12 protein-coding genes are annotated in these 19,666 nt (G+C 46.2%); 10 read left to right on the forward strand and 2 right to left on the reverse strand.

Going from position 1 to position 19,666, the window contains the following annotated elements; translation table 11 throughout:
* Positions 1–94: 94 nt before the first annotated feature.
* Complete coding sequence (locus L1N97_RS06120; protein WP_236129178.1) at positions 95–3,160, reverse strand: chemotaxis protein CheB; 3,066 nt, start codon at positions 3,158–3,160, stop codon at positions 95–97.
* Between the two features lie 440 nt (positions 3,161–3,600).
* Between L1N97_RS06120 and L1N97_RS06125 the strand changes: the two genes are divergently transcribed.
* The 9 genes from L1N97_RS06125 to leuD are packed head-to-tail and all read left to right on the forward strand — an operon-like array spanning position 3,601 to position 16,831.
* Positions 3,601–5,475 carry a sigma 54-interacting transcriptional regulator gene (locus L1N97_RS06125; protein WP_236129179.1) on the forward strand — a complete coding sequence of 625 codons (1,875 nt, stop codon included), beginning with the start codon at positions 3,601–3,603 and terminating at the stop codon, positions 5,473–5,475.
* A 21-nt stretch (positions 5,476–5,496) separates the two neighbouring features.
* A complete protein-coding gene (locus tag L1N97_RS06130) occupies positions 5,497–8,082 on the forward strand; it encodes a TonB-dependent receptor (protein ID WP_236129180.1) in 2,586 nt (861 codons plus the stop codon).
* Between the two features lie 34 nt (positions 8,083–8,116).
* Positions 8,117–9,319 (forward strand): CaiB/BaiF CoA transferase family protein, encoded by a 1,203-nt coding sequence (locus tag L1N97_RS06135; RefSeq protein WP_236129181.1) that lies wholly within the window; start codon positions 8,117–8,119, stop codon positions 9,317–9,319.
* Positions 9,319–10,227: a hydroxymethylglutaryl-CoA lyase gene (locus L1N97_RS06140; RefSeq protein WP_236129182.1), complete on the forward strand. Its 909-nt coding sequence runs from the start codon at positions 9,319–9,321 to the stop codon at positions 10,225–10,227. The genes L1N97_RS06135 and L1N97_RS06140 overlap by 1 nt, the downstream gene beginning before the upstream one ends.
* Before the next feature lie 19 nt (positions 10,228–10,246).
* Entirely contained in the window at positions 10,247–12,304 is a 2,058-nt protein-coding gene (locus L1N97_RS06145; protein WP_236129183.1) for a hydantoinase/oxoprolinase family protein, read from the forward strand.
* Positions 12,305–12,313: 9 nt separating this feature from the next.
* On the forward strand, positions 12,314–14,179 hold the full coding sequence (locus tag L1N97_RS06150; protein WP_236129184.1) for a hydantoinase B/oxoprolinase family protein: 1,866 nt from the start codon (positions 12,314–12,316) through the stop codon (positions 14,177–14,179).
* Positions 14,179–14,787 carry an isochorismatase family protein gene (locus L1N97_RS06155; RefSeq protein WP_236129185.1) on the forward strand — a complete coding sequence of 203 codons (609 nt, stop codon included), beginning with the start codon at positions 14,179–14,181 and terminating at the stop codon, positions 14,785–14,787. The genes L1N97_RS06150 and L1N97_RS06155 overlap by 1 nt, the downstream gene beginning before the upstream one ends.
* A 28-nt stretch (positions 14,788–14,815) precedes the next feature.
* Positions 14,816–16,210: a 3-isopropylmalate dehydratase large subunit gene (gene leuC, locus L1N97_RS06160; protein ID WP_236129186.1), complete on the forward strand. Its 1,395-nt coding sequence runs from the start codon at positions 14,816–14,818 to the stop codon at positions 16,208–16,210.
* A 12-nt stretch (positions 16,211–16,222) separates the two neighbouring features.
* On the forward strand, positions 16,223–16,831 hold the full coding sequence (gene leuD, locus L1N97_RS06165; protein WP_236129187.1) for a 3-isopropylmalate dehydratase small subunit: 609 nt from the start codon (positions 16,223–16,225) through the stop codon (positions 16,829–16,831).
* A gap of 32 nt (positions 16,832–16,863) precedes the next feature.
* Here leuD and L1N97_RS06170 read toward each other — a convergent pair whose 3' ends face one another.
* Positions 16,864–17,736, reverse strand: coding sequence for a DMT family transporter (locus L1N97_RS06170; protein ID WP_236129188.1), 873 nt, complete (start codon positions 17,734–17,736; stop codon positions 16,864–16,866).
* A gap of 342 nt (positions 17,737–18,078) precedes the next feature.
* Between L1N97_RS06170 and prfC the strand changes: the two genes are divergently transcribed.
* Entirely contained in the window at positions 18,079–19,665 is a 1,587-nt protein-coding gene (prfC, locus tag L1N97_RS06175; RefSeq protein ID WP_226751997.1) for a peptide chain release factor 3, read from the forward strand.
* Position 19,666: the final 1 nt, after the last annotated feature.

Consider the following 19,666-nt stretch of genomic DNA (forward strand, 5'->3'; position numbering starts at 1 on the left):
GAACAGCTATTTCGGAAAAGGGCTAAAAGTGATCGGATAAAACCGAAACAAGCGATCGGATTAAACCGAAATGAGTGATCGGATTGAACCGAAATCAGTGTTCGGATTCATCCGAAACATGCAGTTGTTCTGTATTTTTAAAAAAAGAACCAATCATTGACGTTGGATTGCCGTTTAGTAAGTCATTTTCATATAACATATCATTTGAATTAACTTGGATATAATCTGATGTTTCTTTTGGTTTTATTCTGTATTGGATCGAAATAGGCGAGCCAATCCGGCCTTTTTTGAGTTGCTCAAGGTGCAATTTATATTTTGTTATGTCATCAGGGTGGATCAAGGTTTGGAAATCTGCTGCTTGCATCTCGAGCATTTCATCGTATGTGTAACCTAATATTTTGCTGTAAGCCGGATTAACATAAGTATGCATATTCTTTTTGAAATTGTAGATATAAACCCCGTTTAACGTGGTGTTGAGTAATAATTCAGTTTCTTTTTTATGCACCTCTAGTTTTGCGGCTATTTTTACCCGCTCCGTGATATCTGTTAATGAACCGATAACTTTCTCGGCCTGCTTCAAATGAGTAAAAGAAACATTGGTTTCAAGTGACAGCCAAATGGCTTTACGGGTTTTAGTAAAAGCACGATAAATAAACGGTTTTCCATTTTTACCCGACATAACCGAGCTGAGGTAGTTCTCTAGTTTTAAGCGATCATCGCGATGTGCAAGGTTAATAAAAGCATCGTAAGACGGGGTAAAACTGTCTGTAGTTAACCCAAATAAGCTAAAAGCGCCTTTACTCCAAGTCAGTTCGTTTCTCGCAACCTCCCATGACCAAGAACCGGTTCGGCCAACACGTTCTGCATCTTCCAGAATTTGATTGGCTTGTTCTAGTTGCTCAGATAATTTGGTGAGATGCTGTTCTTGTGTAGCTTTGTCGTCATAAGCCATACGTAATTCGGCATAGGCGCTTTGCAGTTCTTCATTAGTTGATTGTAACTCTTCATTCGTGGTTTCTAGTTCCTCGTTAGCGCTTTGTAGCTCTTCATTGGCACTTTGCAACTCTTCATTCATCGACTGCATTTCTTCGTTAGAGGTTTCTAGCTCCTCAATCACGGTTTGTAGTTGCTCTTTGGCTTTGAGCAGTTGACGTTCTTGCTCTTTAGCTAAAGAGTCTAAGTTTGCTGTGTTTTCTAATGTGGCAATAGGTAAATTGAGTGGGTCTTCTACTTGAAAGAAAATTAAGATTAATTTACCGATATTTGGCTGCTGTGGTATGTCAATTACAATAAAACGGACCCACTGGACCGCATCTTGTAAAGTAATGCGTTGAAATGCACTAAAGATAGTCGATGAGCTTTTTTGCAATTGATAAAGTGCTGAACGCAAATCGATGGTTAGCGCAGGGTGAAGATTTTTATAGATATTATTACTCGTTGGGCCTTCGGGCCTAATTAATAATGGGTTAACGCCGCTACTGTAAATAATGTCCATATTTTCATTTATTAAAACAGCGTTAGGTAAGGCGATCTGTTTTAATTGCGAGGTAATTAACGCGGCTAATAAATCTCCCTGCAACAGTTCACTGTGAATTTCTGGGGCAGTAGGCGTTGACTCTGCATGCGTTTCATTATGAATGTTTTTCAGCGCTTTGCGTGCCAGCGGTACTTTTTTATCCATGAATACCGCTTCATAAACCTTGCCAGATTGTGACAGGGTGCAAAATTTTTCTTGAAAGACGCCAATAGACTCAGATTGGCCTAAAAATAATAAGCCTCTTGGGTTTAGGGCATAATGGAAAACCGGAATAATGGCGCGTTGTAATTCGATATTAAAATAAATTAATAGATTGCGGCATGAAATCAGATCTAATCTTAAAAAGGGCGGGTCTTGGGTAATATCGTGTACAGAAAAAATCAAAAAAGATTTAATCGGTTTTATAATTTCTAAGTTCTCACCGTTTACCGTGAAGTATTTTTGCCTAAGCTGTTTTGGCATTTTGCGTAAGGCGCTTTCTGGATAAACACCATTACGAGCAAAATCAATGGCGGTTTCATCAATGTCGGTAGCAAAGATTTGAATTTTGAATTGTTCGGCATTTGTGCCTAGGATCTCATTTAAAATAATGGCTAGAGTGTACGCTTCTTCACCGGTGGAGCAAGCGGTCACCCAAATGCGGATAATTTTATTGTCTTTATGCTTAATATAGGTTTTTAGCTCATCACTCAGTTGATTGAATGCGCGTGGATCACGAAAGAATGAGGTTACGCCAATTAACATATCTTTGAACAGAACTTTAATTTCGGTTTGGTCTTCGTCTAAATGCTCGAGATATTTTTGAAAGTTAGTGATTTTTAAGGCTGTCATACGACGCTCTATGCGGCGCATAATCGTTTTCTCTTTGTATAGGCTGAAATCCACTTTGTGCTGGCGTCTGATCTTCTTCAAAATGCTGTGATACAGCTCTTTAGAAATGTTTTTTTCCATGTCGGAAGATTTGATGCGAGGGAACTTAACGATATTACTCAGCTCAATGGCAATGTCTTTTGGCGCTAAAATAATATCAACGTTCCCAGAATTGATCGCTGATTTAGGCATCCCATCAAACTTGGCGGTATTGGGATCTTGTACAATACTGAAACCGCCTTCTCCTTTAATAATACCAATGCCCCGCGAGCCGTCAGAGCCGGTGCCTGATAAAATAATTCCGATGGCCATTTCACCTTTTACAAAGGCGATCGATTCAAACAGCATATCCACCGAAGGACGCGGTAAGTGTCGAATAACGTTGGTGGCTGACAAAATAATGGTGTCGTTGGTACTAATTTCGATATTGTAGTTAGGAGGGCAGATATAGAGTGTATTCGGACGAATATGCTCGTTATTTTTCGGCTCTTCAATGGGGATGGTTGAGGTTTTCTCTAGTAGCTCGACCATCATGCTGCGATATGATGGCGATAAATGTTGAGCTAGAACAAAACTCATACCGCTGGTTTTTGGCAGGTGTGAAACAAGCTGCTGCAAAGCTTCTAAACCGCCAGCGCTAGCACCAATACCGACGACAGTTAACACCGTGGTATCTTGAGGCGATTTTTCATGCGTCTCTAATATGATGTTATCAGTAGGTTCTTGTTGGTTAGTTATAATATTTTTTGGCATTAAGACGACATATCCTGTCAAAGTGTAGCAAGAGGTAAATTAAGGCAAGCTTCATTTTAAAGTATAGTAGATAAATATTAGATAACCGTGTTTTATTCCATTCCTGCTGTTTATGTGGGCGGTTTAATTGAAATTGCAGATTAAACCCGCAGTACAACCGCACTTGACCGCTTCAGTTTTTTAGTCAAATTTCCTGCCATACCCTTACTTCGTTTCAATTTGAAATGTTTTTTTCAATTCATTTCAGTTTGAAATCAATATTCGGTCAATATTTGGCTATGCTTAATAAGAAATAGGTTAATCACTTCCCGCCACGCCTTAGCTGTACTGGGGGCGTTTAAATTTTCATCAATTTGGCACAACTACTGCAATGTCTTAGGTATCTTTTATTAATTGCCCCTGACAGCGCGTTGATGATAGTGCCGTTCAAGGAGCAAACCGTGGGTATACAAAACGTGAAATCAAGCTTTACGTCTTTAGATCCGATTAAGGTCCTTATCTTTGGCTACAAAGAATTTAGCCAGTTGATGAGCAGTATCTTTCCTAAGACGTTAGCGCGTGCCCAATTTAAAATTGTGGATGAAATTGTCGGTAGTCTCAGTGGTGTGCAGCAATATATCGATGATTTCAATCCTGACGTGATTGTCAGTGCAGGGTCTAACGCGGCCTATTTAGCCTCAGCACTCGTGTTGCCTGTTGAGTCTATCCAAACCAGCGAGCGTGATATTGTCAATGCGGTAACGAAAGCCGCTAAAGTGTCTAAAAACATTGTACTGATTAATTTTGCTCAGCCATCGGTATCGGTTCCCTTGTTAGCGAAAACGCTTGATGTTGACATTACCGAGCATATTTACCGAACGGCTGATGAAGCGAGAGAATATTTTCATATTGCTCGCGCCCAATCAGACGTGGTGTTTGTTGGTGCCAGTTTGGTCTGTGGCTTGGCAGCGCAACATAAGATCCCTTCTTTTTTTCTCTATTCGGTGAGCTCTTGTGAAGCGGCGTTAAATCGAGCACTCGAACGAGGCGAAGAATACCGTCGTCAGCGTGAGCAGCAAGCGCTAACACATTGGTTATTAAATCAATCAAAAACACCGATTATTTGGGTTGATCCGGTGGATGAACGAGTCACCTTTAATCAAGCCGCAAAATCCCAGCTGCAATTAAGTGCTGATTATCATACCGATTTGTTGCCGTTGCTAAGCGCCGTTGAGAAAGACCCTTCTGCAGATGGTGAATGCACGATTAATCAACGTGATTGGTGGTACCACCAAGATGATGTGTTTATTAATAACCGTCATTGTTATGTCTATCAGTTCTATCCGAAAAAAGCGGATAGCAACGCAAAGCCTGCCGCTTTACGTGAAAGCCATCGGATGGTCTACCGCTCAGCGAAAATGGTTAATGTGATGTCACAGATCGAAGCCTTTGCTTATTCGCCGAGTAATGTATTGATTTTTGGTGAGTCGGGAACCGGTAAAGAACTCATCGCCCGCGCCATCCATCAGCATAGCCCTTTTGCTCAAGGACAGTTTGTTGCGTTGAACTGCAGCGCCATACCCTCCGAATTATTTGAAGGTGAGCTGTTTGGTTATCAGGATGGTGCTTATACCGGCTCTCGACGTGGTGGGCGCAAAGGTTTAATTGAAGAAGCAGACCGAGGCTTATTGTTTTTAGATGAAATTAGTGAGTTATCACTAGAGCAACAAGCCAAATTACTGCGCTTTATGCAAGAGCGTCGATACCGGCCACTGGGCGGTAACCAAGAGCGAGATATCTCGCTAAAACTGGTCGCTGCGTCCAATCGCCCTTTAAAGCAAATGGTCGAAGCTGGGACCTTTCGTGAAGATCTCTATTTCCGTTTAAATGTGTTCAACATTGATGTGCCGCCGCTGCGCGATCGTCATGACGACATTCTATTAATCGCTGAATTTAAGCTGGCTAACTTGGCTCAGCAGTATGGTTTGGCTTTTTCTGCAGCACAAATTTTGCCTTTCATTGCACAGTTGCTTTGCGGATACACCTGGCCCGGCAACATTCGAGAACTTGAAAATGTGTTAGAGCGGGCGGTTGCTTGGTTGCATAGCCGAAACAGTTTAGACGGTTTAGCCTCAGCCATGCCCCAGATTGCTAATGAGTTATTTACCGCAGCGGAACCGGCTGTTGATAGCTATGGCTTAATTAAACACACGGAAGACGACATGATTCGCGCTGCGTTGCAGCGTTTTAATGGTAACAAAAAACAGACCGCTGCATACCTTGGCATCAGTGCTACCACACTCTGGCGTAGGTTAAAGGCGTTTAATTATTCTTAAAACAATCCAGGAGAGTCACTCATGGAAATACGAACTACCAAAGTCGCACTTAGTGTTATGCTCGCCTTGTCCGTTTCTGCTAATTCAGCGTTAGTGAATGCGCAAGAGGCGGCAGCGGTACAACAAAGCTCCGCCGCAGAAGACAATATTGAAGTGATCAGTATTTCCAGGAAACGACCTGAGAGTATTCAACAAGTTCCTATTGCTACTACCGCCTTATCTGAGCGCGATATCCAATCTGCCGGTATCAACCGTACCAGTGATTTCATCTCGTTAATCCCCAACGTCAGTATTGTTGATTCTGCCAACGTTGGTGATACCCAAGTGAATATTCGCGGCATTATTTCAACGCGCGATGCTGAGTCAACCTTCGCTTATGTGGTGGATGGGGTATTACAAACTAACCCAAATAGCTTCAATGAATCCTTACTTGATGTGGCACAAATCGAAGTATTAAAAGGCCCACAAGGTGCATTGTATGGCCGTAACGCGGTGGCAGGCGCTATCTTAGTGACCACCAAGCGCCCCTCTGATCTTACAGAAGGGAAAATGGAAGTAGGGGTGGGCAATAATGGCACCCAAAAAATCAATGGCATGCTAACCGGCGCTTTAGGCGAAGATTTATTTGGCCGGATGGTGGTAAGCCACAGCTCAACTGATGGCTTTTACCGTAATGACTTTACCGGTGCTAAATCGGTCGACTTTTTGGAAGACACCTCGGTTCGAGGCCGTTTAGTGTATGACGGTTTTGAAATGGTTAAATTGGATATGCGCGCCGCCTACAGCGAAGTAAAAGGGGGAGCCATCAATTTCAATGCGGCTTTTGCTTTACCCAGTTTTGAACAAGCCTTCGCCCAACCCGCTTATTTTAAAGACGTTAACGAGCAGGATTTTATTTTTGCTTTTAACGTACCGGGTGAAAATAAACAACAAACTACCGAATTTTCTGTTAAAGCCGATTGGAGCTTGGATTGGGCCGATGTGACAGCAATTGTCGCTTATAACGATCTAGAAGAATATTTACTCAGCGATGGCACCAGTGCCTCATTTTATGGTTATGAAGTGACACCAGGCTGTCAGTTAGATCGGCAAACGTTAAATAATGCGCCTGCAGCCTTAGGCGGTGCCGATCGTACCGATTTATTCGGCCCATTCTTTGCTCCGTTTGGCGTATTTCCAGCTGGTGTCGATTTTGTTGGGGTGTATGGGCCTTATACGCCCACCTCTTGTGATGGTTATCAGTTCCAAGAGCGCAGCCAAAGCGATTTCAGCGGCGAATTACGTTTCTCGTCTATTGATAATGAAGCCAGTTTACGTTGGATCGCCGGGGTGTATTTCGCCGAGATTAATCGTGATGTTGTTGTGGCTTATGGCGCGGATACCGGTAATGGCTTTTTACGCCAAGCCTATGTCGCGCCAACAGGGCCAAACCCGACCGATCTGTTATTCGATGACACCTTTGATACCTCTGTCTTGTCTGCTTTTGGTCAGGTTGAATATGATCTGACTGATAAATGGGAGCTGGCGTTAGCCCTACGTTACGATCATGAAGCCCGTGATGTGTCGAATAATGTCCCGAATGTCAGTGCGTCCGGTTTAAACGTGAATACCTATGTCAACGGTGTGGTAGGCCCAATTAACCCGGCCTTTAATGTCAATCCAACCGGTATTCCGGATCGCAGCCGTTCCTTTAGCCAGTGGCAGCCTAAAGTGACTTTAGCCTATGAAGCATCATCTAACGTGAATTGGTATGCCAGTTATGGCATTGGTTTTCGCAGTGGCGGTTTTAACTCTATTGGTACGCAAGCAACCTTAGATTTTTGGTTCAACGCCTCGGGTTTAGGCACGCCGGGTGATGCGGTAGATGCGCAATTACTGGTCAGTGATGAATACGACAAAGAGGTGACTACCTCTTTAGAGCTGGGGATGAAATCGAGCTGGCTGGATCGTCGTTTAAAAATTAACGCTGCGGTATTTGATACCACCGTGGATGATAACCAGTTCTTTGAATTTTTCGCAGGGCCTTTTGGCTTACTGCGTGCGGTCACCACCATTGATGAACTTTCCATTCGTGGTGTTGAGTTCGATGTGAATTATCGGATGACGGATGACATCACTTTATTCGGCGGTGTTGGGTTAATTGATTCAGAAATTAAAGAAAACCGTAATCGTCCGGTCACCGTCGGTAATGTTGCACCGCAAACACCGGAGCAATCGGCCACTTTAGGCATGTTATGGGAATATGAATTAACCCGCGATGTGTTAATGACGACCCGTTTAGATTATCAATATGTGGGTAAAACCTATTTCCATACCTTACAGGGTGAGCAAACCCCCACCATTTGGGATTTCTTTGGCACCTTAGGCGGTGGCGTACCACCAGGACCGCATCCACAGAACTTTAGCAATGCAACTCGAGATGCTTACAGCACGATTAATGCGCGAGTGAGCTTTGATACGGGTAACTGGAATTTAGCGGTTTGGGCAACCAATTTAACCGATGAAAAATACCTGCAAGAGGTGATCCCAGCACCAGAGTTCGGTGGTTCTTTCTTACATCCGTCAGCATTGCGTGCCTATGGTATGGATATTTCTTACCGCTTCTAAAGTGGTTCAGGCTTAATTTAGACAAGGTTGTAGTATGAAAAATAAACCGTTAGCAGGGATCCGCATTATTGACCTGACGCACATGCTGTCAGGTCCTTACTGCGGCATGATATTAGCGGATTTGGGCGCCGATACCATTAAGGTAGAGCCGTTACAGGGGGAAGGCACGCGCAAATTATTAGCCAACGATCCCGAAAACTCGCTTAGTGGCATGGGGGCTTATTTCTTAACGCTTAATCGCAACAAAGAAAGTGTCTGTATCGACTTAAAATCAGCGCAAGGTCTGCAAGTATTTTACGATTTAGTCAAAGAAGCCGATGTTGTTTTAAATAACTTTGGCGCGGGTGTACCAAAACGCTTAGGTATTGATTACGAACATTTAAAAGCGGTAAACCCACGCATTATTACCTGCTCGATCACTGGCTTTGGCAACGCCGGGCCGAATTATCAACGACCGGCTTTTGATCAAGTTGCGCAAGCGACGGGCGGTGGTATGTCGATCACTGGCGCTGATCCGAGTCACCCTGTGCGAGCCGGTATTCCGATTGGTGATCTTGGTGGCGGTATGTTCGCCGTGATGGGTATTCAATCGGCTTTACTGGAGCGTGAACGCAGTGGTATCGGGCAAGATGTTGATATTTCAATGCTCGATTGCCAAATATCGATGCTTAATTATATGGCCACCATGTACTTCCTTTCGGGTAAAGATCCTTACCCAATTGGTAATTCACACTTTGTGCATGTGCCTTATAACACCTTTAAAGTAGCAGACGGTTTTATTGTCATCGCCGTGATCACGGATAACTTCTGGCAGAACCTAAAAGGGGTGGTGCAGATCCCTGAACTGGATAAGCCGGAGTTTGATACTCAACCCGGCCGCTGGGCGGCACAGGATTTCATTAATAGCCAACTAAATCAGTTATTAGCGACGCAACCCGCCCAATTTTGGTTAGATAAATTGATGGCGGCACGTATTCCTTGTGCGCCCGTTAATAAGTTCTCGCAAGCATTGAGCGATGAACAGGTGTTATTCCGCAATATGGTGGTGGAGCTGAAAACGGCTGATGGCAAAACCACTAAAGGGCCGGGTAACCCAATTAAGTTTTCGCGCACCGGCGAAGAGTCTTTCTCAGCCGCCCCAGCCTTAGGTGAGCATACTCATTCGGTACTGACTCGCTTGCTGGGGTATTCCGAAGCACAAATCGACGCATTACGTGCGGCTAAGGTGATCTGCTGATGTCAAACAAACACGTCACGATCAACGATGTTGGCCCTCGAGATGGCTTACAAAATCAAGCTAAGCATTTAACTGTGGAGCAGCGCTTACAGCTTATCAACGCCTTACTCGACGCTAAAGTACCCGCGATTGAAGTGGGTGCCTTAGTCTCACCCAAAGCCGTACCCGCTATGGCTGGCACCGATAGCATCATTAGCCAGTTACCATCGGCTAACTGTGACTTTTCGGCGTTAATTCCCAATCGGCGCGGCTATGACAATGGTCACGCCTTAGGGATCCCGATGATGTCGTTGGTGCTTGCGGCATCTAACACCATGAATGAAAAAAATATTCGAATGAATACTGCAGCCATTCTTGATGTGAGTCGCGACGTATTACAACAAGCGAAACAAGATCAACAAGCGGTACAGGCTTATGTCGCTACGGCATGGGGGTGTCCGTTTGAGGGCGCCGTAGAAGAAGATGCGGTGCTGGACCTTTGTGATCAATTACTCAGCGCCGGTGCGGCTCGCTGTGTGATTGCCGACACCATTGGCGCAGCCAATCCTGAGGCGGCATTTAGCGTGATGACAAAATTAGTCAGTGCTTTTGGTGCTGACAAGCTGTCTTGTCATTTTCACGATACGCGCGCCATGGGGCTGGCCAATGTTTATGCCGCGTTACAAACCGGCATTCGGCATTTTGACAGCTCGATCGCCGGTTTAGGTGGCTGCCCGTTTGCACCAGGTGCCAGCGGTAATGTGGCTACGGAAGATGTGGTGATGATGTTGTCACAAATGGGTTATGCAACAGGAATTGAGATGCCTGCACTGTTAGCCGCAGCTGATTTAGCTATCGCGCTGACCGGAACCGCCAAAGGCGGCAAGGCAAAATACTGGCTAGAACAACAACAATATGCACGCGGTTAGCGGCGCTGTGGGAGGAACAATGAGTTATCGATTAGGTGTAGATGTAGGCGGTACGTTCACCGACTTACTGTTAATCAACGAAGATACCGGTGAAACCTTTACGGCAAAAGTCCCCTCAACGCCGCAAGATTCTTCCATCGGGGTGTTAAATGGTATCGCGCGGATCTGTGAAGAATCCGGTGTTGATGTATCAAAGATTTCCCGAGTAATGCACGGTACTACCGTGGCAACCAATGCGGTCTTAACCGGTAAAGGTTCAAAGGTCGCCTTGGTGACCACTAAAGGTTACAAACAGGTCTTGCAAGTCGCCCGCTCGTTTTGCCCAGGTGGCTTAGGCGGTTGGGTCAGTTACATTAAAAAGCCATTGCTCGCGCCACTGGAGTTGACGATTGAAGCGGATGAGCGCATTGGTGCTGATGGTTCGATTGTTAGCCCCTTGCACGTTGATGCGTTTCGCGCGTCGTTACAACAACTGAAAAAACGCGGCGGTTTTGCGGCGCTGACCATTTGTTTTATTAACTCTTATGTTAACGGTGAGCATGAACGGCAAGCGAAACAAATTGCCGCGGAAATATTCCCCGATATGCCGATTTCTATTTCATCGGATATTGTGCCAGAAATGCAGGAATATGAGCGCACGCAAACTACGGTTGTAAACAGCTATGTCCGTCCTGAAGTCGCGCGTTATGTTGATAATTTACAGCAGGCGCTCGTGGATAAAATGGGCGCCGATGTGCATTTGTCTATTCTGCGCTCAGATGGCGGTTTGGCGTCTGCACGAGCGGCAGCCGATAACCCGGTAAACCTGTTAATGTCTGGCCCTGCGGGCGGTGTGGCTGGCGCGATCCACTTTTGTAAAGAAGCGGGTCATAACAACATTCTTACCTTTGATATGGGCGGGACATCCACCGATGTGGCGCTGATCCAAGACGCGAAAGCACGGATCCGTCGTGAAACACGGGTGGGTGATGTCACGGTCAGAGCACCCTCTATCGATATTCGTACCGTGGGTGCCGGTGGCGGTTCACTGGCCTTTGTACCCGAGCTGACCAAAGCGTTACGGGTAGGTCCTGAATCTGCAGGTGCGGTGCCAGGCCCTGCGGCCTATATGAAAGGCGGCGAAGAGCCTACAGTGTGTGACGCTAATGTGGTACTCGGTTATTTACCTGCTGATGTGCAACTGGGCGGTAAAATGGCGATCAATAAAGCTGCTGCCGTAGCAGCCGTGAAAAAAGTGGCAGATGCCATGGGCTTAACGGTTGAAGAGGCGGCAGAAGGTATTGTGAAGATCGTCAACGAGGCCATGTTTGGCGCGCTGCGCTTAGTCTCCGTTGAGCAAGGTTTCGATCCGCGTGATTTTGCATTGGTCGGTTTTGGTGGTGCAGGCCCGCTACATGCCAATGCCTTGGGTATCTTAAGCCAAGCTTGGCCAACGATTATTCCACCCGGGCCAGGTGTGTTATGTGCCTATGGTGATGCCACCACGCAAGTGCGAGATGAAGCCTCTCGTACCTACGTAACCTTACTTAAAAATGTTGACGAAGCGCAATTTAAGGCGGATCTGCAAGATTTAGCCAGCCGTGCTAAAGCCACCTTGCAACAAGACGGCTTAGACAGTGAGGCGATTACGCTGACTTATCAAGCCGATGTGCGCTACACCGGCCAAGCATTCCAGTTGTCAATTGAGTTTACCGAAGCGCAGTTAGCACAACACGGCACGGCATTATTAAAATCGCAATTCGATGCCGAGCATACGCAGTTATTTACCTTTGCCTTAGAAGATGGCCATGAGGTCGTGATGATCCGAGCGGTTGCGACCGCGAAAAACAAGCGGGTACCGGTGCGTAAAGCAGGTTCACCTGATGCGAGCTTAGCGGATTGTAAAATCACTGACAGCGAAATCTATTTTGAAGGTCGCTATCACCCGACACCGATATACGCTCGCGAAAAACTGCATAGCCAACTCGTGGTTGATGGCCCAGCGATTGTTTGTGAAATGGATTCGACCACGGTGGTATTACCGGGGTATCGCGCCAGTGTTGACCATGTCGGCAATTTGCTGATCAATCCCGCTTAGGAGCTCATGATGAATAACAAAATTAAACAAACGAATCATACCCCGTTACAGCGCGTCGACATTGATACGGTAACGGTTGATATTATTGAAAATGCGCTGAAAAATGCCCGCGAAGAAATGGACACCGTGTTATTTCGCACCGCGATGAGCCCAGGTATTCGTGAGCAGGGTGACTGCTTTCCGATGATCGCTAACAAAGACGGCAAAATGGTGGTAGGGCAGTTTGGCTCCTTTATCCACGGTTTTATGCAGGCCTTTAAAGGTGAGTTGGAAGAAGGCGACGTGATTTTAACTAATGACCCTTATATGACTAATGCGGCGGTGTCGCATTTACCTGATTGGATTGTGTTGGTGCCGATCTTCAAAGACGGTCGACACATTGCCTGGTCAGCGATGTTTGGGCATATGTCGGATAACGGCGGTATGGTGCCGGGTTCGATCCCCATCAAAGCGCATAGTATCTTTCAAGAAGGTATTCGTATTCCGCCAACCAAGCTGTATAAAAAAGGCGAGCTGCAAAAAGATGTGTTAGAGCTGATTTTACATAATGTGCGCACGCCACAGTGGAACCGCTTTGACTTAAACGCGCTGGTTGCTGCCTGTAATACTGCCGCGCGGCGTTGTAAAGATATCGCCGAGCGTTTTGGTGATGATGTGTTTTACTCCACCATGGAAATTATGCTGGAGCGTAATCATATCGCGATGCAAGCGATCATCAATATGATCGTGCCAGAAGAGCCGCGGGTATTTGAAGATTACCTCTGTGATGACGGTGTGGGCATGGGGCCTTATAAAATCCGCTGTAAAATGTGGCGTGAGAACGGCAGAGCTTTTTTTGATTTTACCGGCACCGATCCACAAGCGGCTAGCTCGATTAACTTTTATTTAAACGAAGACATGTTCAAGATGTTCTTTGGTTCTTTCACCATTAACTTAGTCGATCCACAAATTCTGTTCAACGACGGCTTTTATGATTTAGTTGATGTATTTATTCCACAAGGCAGCTTATTAAAACCGAACTTTCCGGCGGCATTATCGGGGCGTACGCATGCTTTAGGTCGGATCTTTGATGTGATGGGCGGTTTACTCGGCCAAAGTGCGCCTGACGCGATGAACGCAGCCGGTTTTTCTGATTCGCCACATTTATTCTATTCAGGCTATGACGATAAAGGTGAATGGTTTCAGTTATTCCAAATCGGTTTCGGCGGAATTCCGGGGCGTCCGGTGGGGGATGGGCCAGATGGCCATTCACTGTGGCCAGGCTTTACCAACGTGCCTAATGAATTTATCGAAGCCTACTTTCCCTTAAGAGTTGAACGCTATGAAACTATCGCCGACTCAGGTGGTGCCGGTATGCACCGCGGTGGCAACGGTTTAAGTGTGGCCTATCGTTTCTTGTGTGATGGCACTATCGCTATCCATGATGATCGTTGGTTAACCTATCCATGGGGTGTCAGTGGCGGTGAGCCAGGACAACGTTCGACTAAGCGTTTAGTCAGAGCTGATGGCACAGAAACTTACTTGCCAGCCAAGTGTGACGATATCGAAGTGAAAAAAGGTGACTTATTGTATTTCGATACTTGGGGCGGTGGCGGCTGGGGAGATCCATTCAAGCGCGATCCGGCTTTGGTGTTGCAAGATGTGCACTGCGGTCTGGTTACTGCTGAAGGCGCACGCCGTTATGGCGTAGTTATTGTGGATGATGCGGTTGATCAAGCGGCCACGACAGCGTTACGCCAAACGCTAAGCACTGCACGCGGCAAGCCTGAGTTGTTTAATTTTGGCGGTACCATTGAAGAAATCAAAGCACGATGTGAAGCCGAAACACATCTGCCCGCGCCGGTTACGCCTAAATTTAGAACGGCGTCATCTTAATGCTGCAGCCCGGTGATCTTGCGACGGGGACGGTGCCCTTCGGGCATCGTCCGGCACTTATCGTCGTCGACATGAGTTATGGTTTTACCTCTGTTGAGAGCCCCCTCGGTGGGGCCTTTGATAGTCAAGTTGACGCGATGGCGCAATTGGCCGCTTGCTTTCGGCAGCGTGGTTGGCCAATTTATTTCTCGACGGTGGTTTATCATGACGAGCATACCTCTAGCGTGTTTCGCCAGCATCTGCCGGTTCTGAATATGTTGCGACCTGATACGCATTGGGTGCAAATCGATCAGCGTTTGGCGGTGCAGCCACATGAAGTCATTGTAGAGAAAACGGTGCCAAGTGCTTTTTTTAATACTGGTTTAGCTGAGTTACTTGCCGCAGCGGCAGTCGATTCCGTGGTGATTGGTGGCTTAACCACCAGCGGTTGTGTGCGTGCCACTGTGGTAGATGCCTTGCAATACAACTTCCCTGCATGGGTGATTCCTGAAACTTGTGGTGAGCGTAACTTGCAAGCTCACGCAGCGAATTTGCACGATATGGCAGCGAAGTACGCCGAAGTGGTGGCATTGCCGCAAGCGCTGACGCGACTCGCAGCGCTGAAATAATAAGTCATCTTTAACACCTGAGGTAAGCATGGCAAAAACCCTTTACGACAAATTATGGGATGCACATCTAGTAACCGAGATCGATGGCGATGGCTTGCTTTATATTGATCGACATTTAGCGCATGAAGTGACTTCCCCGCAGGCTTTTGCTGGGCTGCGGCAACACGGCCGTAGAGTACGTTGTCCAGAAAAAACCATCGCGACGATGGACCATAGCATTTCTACTCGTTCATTTGATATTGATGCTTGTGGCCCACAAAATGCGTTGCAGTTAAAAACCTTGGTTAAAAACTGCAATGATAACAATATTATGCTTTTCCCTGTCGGAGACAGTCGCCAAGGTATTGTGCACGTGATGGGGCCAGAGCAGGGGCTAATTTGGCCCGGGATGACGGTAGTGTGTGGCGACTCACATACCGCAACCCACGGTGCCTTGGGTACTTTAGCTTTTGGTATTGGTACCTCTGATGTGGAACATGTTTTTGCGACACAAACTTTACGGCAATCTAAGGCTAAAAATTTACGTGTAGAGCTAAGCGGTAGGTTAGCTGCAGGCGTGTCGGCCAAAGATATTATCTTAGCGGTGATTGCGAAATTAACCAGTGCTGGCGCGACGGGCTATGTTATTGAGTATGCGGGTGATACTTTGCAGCATTTATCGATGGCGGCGCGTATGACCATTTGTAATATGAGTATTGAAGCTGGCGCTAAGGCCGGCATGATGGCTCCGGATCAAGTGACTTTTGATTACTTGCGTGATAAGCCCTTTGCCCCAAAAGGTGACGCTTGGCAACAAGCACTCGACTACTGGCAAACGCTTTACAGTGACGCGGATGCCCACTTTGATAAAACGATTCGCATAGATGTTGCCGCTTTAGCCCCGCAGGTGACTTGGGGCACAAATCCTGGTCAAGTTATGGCCATAGACGGTGCTGTACCTGATCCGGCCAGCTTTAGCGATGCAAAACAACGTGCAGCAGCGAGCAATGCGCTTCATTATGTTGGGCTTAAGCAAGGCATGCGTGCTGGCGATATTGCTATTTCACACGTGTTTATTGGCTCTTGTACCAACAGCCGAATTGAAGATTTACGCGAAGCCGCCGCGATTGCCGTAAAAGGACGGGTTGCGTCAACGGTTAAAGCGATTGTGGTACCGGGCTCGATGGCGGTAAAAAAACAAGCTGAAGCAGAGGGCTTACATCAGATCTTTTTAAACGCCGGTTTTGAATGGCGTCTTCCCGGTTGCTCAATGTGTTTAGGCATGAATGACGATACTTTGCAGCCTCATGATCGCTGCGCTTCAACTAGCAATCGTAACTTTGAGGGGCGGCAAGGCCGAGGCTCTTTTACGCATTTAGTTAGCCCTGCTACTGCAGCGGCATCGGCACTAACCGGCACTTTATGTGACGTTCGTACTTTATAGGAGCACAGGCATATGCGCGGTTTTACTTCGCTGTCGGCGCAAGCTGTTAGCTTATTACAAGACAATATCGATACCGATCAATTGTTACCTAAGCAATTTTTAAATGCGATTGACCGTATCGGGTTTGGTCAACATTTATTTCATGATTGGCGTTATTTAGACGATAAGGAAGCTGTGTTAAATCCTGACTTTGTGCTCAATAAACCTGAGCATCAAGGTGCTGAGATTTTACTAAGTGGTGCTAATTTCGGCTGTGGTTCTAGCCGAGAGCATGCTCCATGGGCATTGGCCGATTATGGTTTTAAAGTGATCATTGCTGAAAGTTTTGCCGACATCTTTTACGCCAATTGTGTAAATAATCAGATGTTATTAATTACCTTGCCGGCAGAGCAGATCAAAAAACTCAGTGACATCATTGCGACTAAACCGGATAGCTTGTTTCATATCGATCTTGAGCGAGAATTACTCACGGTAGCGGCTATTGGCATCGGTTTTTCAATTGAGCCGCTGGTGAAACAAAACTTACTGCTTGGGTTAGATCGGATCGGGTTAACCTTAACGGTGCAAGATGCGATCAGCGCTTATGAAAAGCGGATCCCCCGTTTTATGCGCGGCGAGTAATGGCAATACGGATGCTGTTGCGGTGTGCTGGTTTAAGCCCAAATCACTGCAACAGCAGCAATCAAAATCAGCACTAAACCACTGTGATCACTAATGCGCAGTTTTTCTTTAAAAAACAAGCTCGAAATCAGCAGCATAAACAATACCTCTACCTGTCCTAATGTTTTTACCAGCGCCACTGATTCTAAACTAAAGGCGGTAAACCAGCCCAAAGAGCCGAAAAAACTGCTAAAACTAACCAGCAATGTCAGTTTTGGGCGTTGCCATAACACGCCTAAGGTTGCCGGTTCGCGCAGCAGTAAATAGCTAAACATGATGGCACTTTGTAGCAAAATCACCGCAGCCAGTACCCAGGCAGCACCGTGCAAAAAGGGTAGGCCCATTTGCAAGCTGGCTTGACGTACCCACAACGAGCCTAACGAAAACGATAAACCACTGCCCAACCCTAGTAACATCACGGGCCAAGAAAATTGTCGCAAACTGGCACCACTGAGTAAAAAAATGGCTATCGCGCCGAGCATCACTCCAGCCCAACCTAACACACTAAGTGATTCATTAAAAAAGGCTACGCCCAGTAAGGCCGCGATGACCGCTTCGCTTTTGGCTAAGCCCGCACCGATAGCATAATTGCGTAGCTTAAATAAGGTCACCATAAAGACGGTGGCGATAATTTGCGTTAAAGCCGCACCACTGATAAACATGAAAAAATTGGCGTTAAAAACGGGAATGGCCGCAGGCTGCCAGTAATACAATAAGCCCAAATAACCCAGCACTAACGGGGATGCCCAAAGAAAGCGCGCCATGGTAACACCAGCAATACTGACGTCTTTACTCAGTTGTTTTTGAAAGGCATTGCGACAGGCTTGCATTAATGCGGCCAACAGAGCAAAAGGGATCCACAGCACAGCATTTATCCGCAAAATAACACATGCTTTATCTTAACAGTTAGCCACCCATTCACAAAGCTGCAAGCCTTATTATGCCTGATTTTGTTTATTAAAAGCTGTGGCAATAAAGCCGAGTGCTTGTTTTCTTTCATGGGCAACGTTTTCGTTTTTTTGCAGGTTGCAGCGCCTGTTTAGCCTTACCTGACCCCTTGATGAAAAGCATTGATTGTTTAAAGCGTCAGGATCAGCGAAAATAGCCACCAATGATGTTAAACATAATGGATCTAGCAAACGAAGGGCTCTACTGCGGGCTCTGCAATTATTTGTCGAAATCCATGCAGAAATGAAAAGACTTTATTAATGGCAGACCAAAACTTTCTTAACGAAATCAATTCTAGAAGAACTTTTGCAATCATATCTCACCCCGATGCCGGTAAAACGACGATCACTGAAAAAGTGTTGTTGTTCGGACACTTGATCCAAAAAGCCGGTACTGTTAAAGGTAAAAAATCGGGCCAGTTTGCTACTTCAGACTGGATGGAGATGGAAAAAGAGCGCGGTATTTCCGTGACAACTTCCGTCATGCAGTTTCCTTATCATGATTGTTTGGTCAACCTGCTAGACACGCCGGGTCACGAAGATTTCTCCGAAGATACCTATCGTACCTTAACCGCCGTCGATTCCTGTTTAATGGTCATTGATGGTGCTAAAGGGGTTGAAGATCGCACCATCAAACTGATGGAAGTGACACGCTTGCGCGATACGCCGATCGTCACTTTTATGAACAAAATGGATCGGGATATTCGCGATCCAATTGATTTATTGGATGAAGTTGAAAGCGTTTTAAAGATTGCTTGTGCACCAATCACCTGGCCGATTGCCTCAGGTAAAGAATTTAAAGGCGTGTATCACATTTTACGCGACGAGGTCATTTTTTATAAGTCGGGCCTCGGGCACACTATTCAAGACGTTGACGTGATCAAAGGCCTCAACAATCCTGAACTGGATAAACGGCTTGGCTATTATGCACAGCAACTGCGCGATGAAATGGAGTTGGTGCAAGGTGCGAGTAACGAGTTTGATCAAGATTTGTTTTTAAAAGGCGAACTGACGCCGGTGTTCTTTGGTACGGCTCTGGGTAACTTCGGTGTGGATCATATGCTGGATGGCTTGACCGAGTGGGCGCCTACGCCGCAACCCCGAGCGACAGACACGCGTACAGTACAAGCTACGGAAACCGGCTTTAGCGGCTTCGTTTTTAAAATTCAAGCTAACATGGATCCGAAGCATCGAGACCGTGTCGCGTTTATGCGTATCGTGTCAGGTAAGTATGAAAAAGGCATGAAAGTGCGTCATGTACGTATTGGTAAAGACGTTTTGATCCCGCAAGCGTTAACCTTTTTAGCCGGTGATCGCGAGCATTTAGAAGAAGCTTACCCAGGCGATATTATCGGTTTGCATAACCATGGCACCATCAAAATTGGTGACACCTTCACCACCGGTGAAAATATGCAATTTAGCGGTATCCCGAATTTTGCACCGGAGTTATTTCGCCGTATTCGCTTACGTGATCCATTGAAACAAAAGCAGTTGTTAAAAGGCTTAGTTCAGTTAGCGGAAGAGGGCGCTGTGCAAGTGTTCCGTCCGCTTGATAATAATGACTTGATTGTGGGTGCTGTCGGGGTGCTGCAGTTTGATGTGGTCGTGCATCGCTTAAAATCAGAGTACAACGTTGACGCGCTGTACGAGAGTGTGAATGTGAGTACCGCGCGCTGGGTTTACTGTGATGATGCTAAAACACTGCAAGAGTTCCAGAATAAAGCCAGTAATAACTTGGCCTTAGATGGCGGAGATAACCTGACTTATATCGCACCCACGATGGTTAACTTAAACCTCGCTATTGAACGTTATCCGAAAATTAAATTCCTTAAAACCCGTGAGCATTAAC

The organism is Rheinheimera sp. UJ63, assembly GCF_021568285.1.
Classification (GTDB): Bacteria; Pseudomonadota; Gammaproteobacteria; order Enterobacterales; family Alteromonadaceae; genus Alishewanella; species Alishewanella maricola.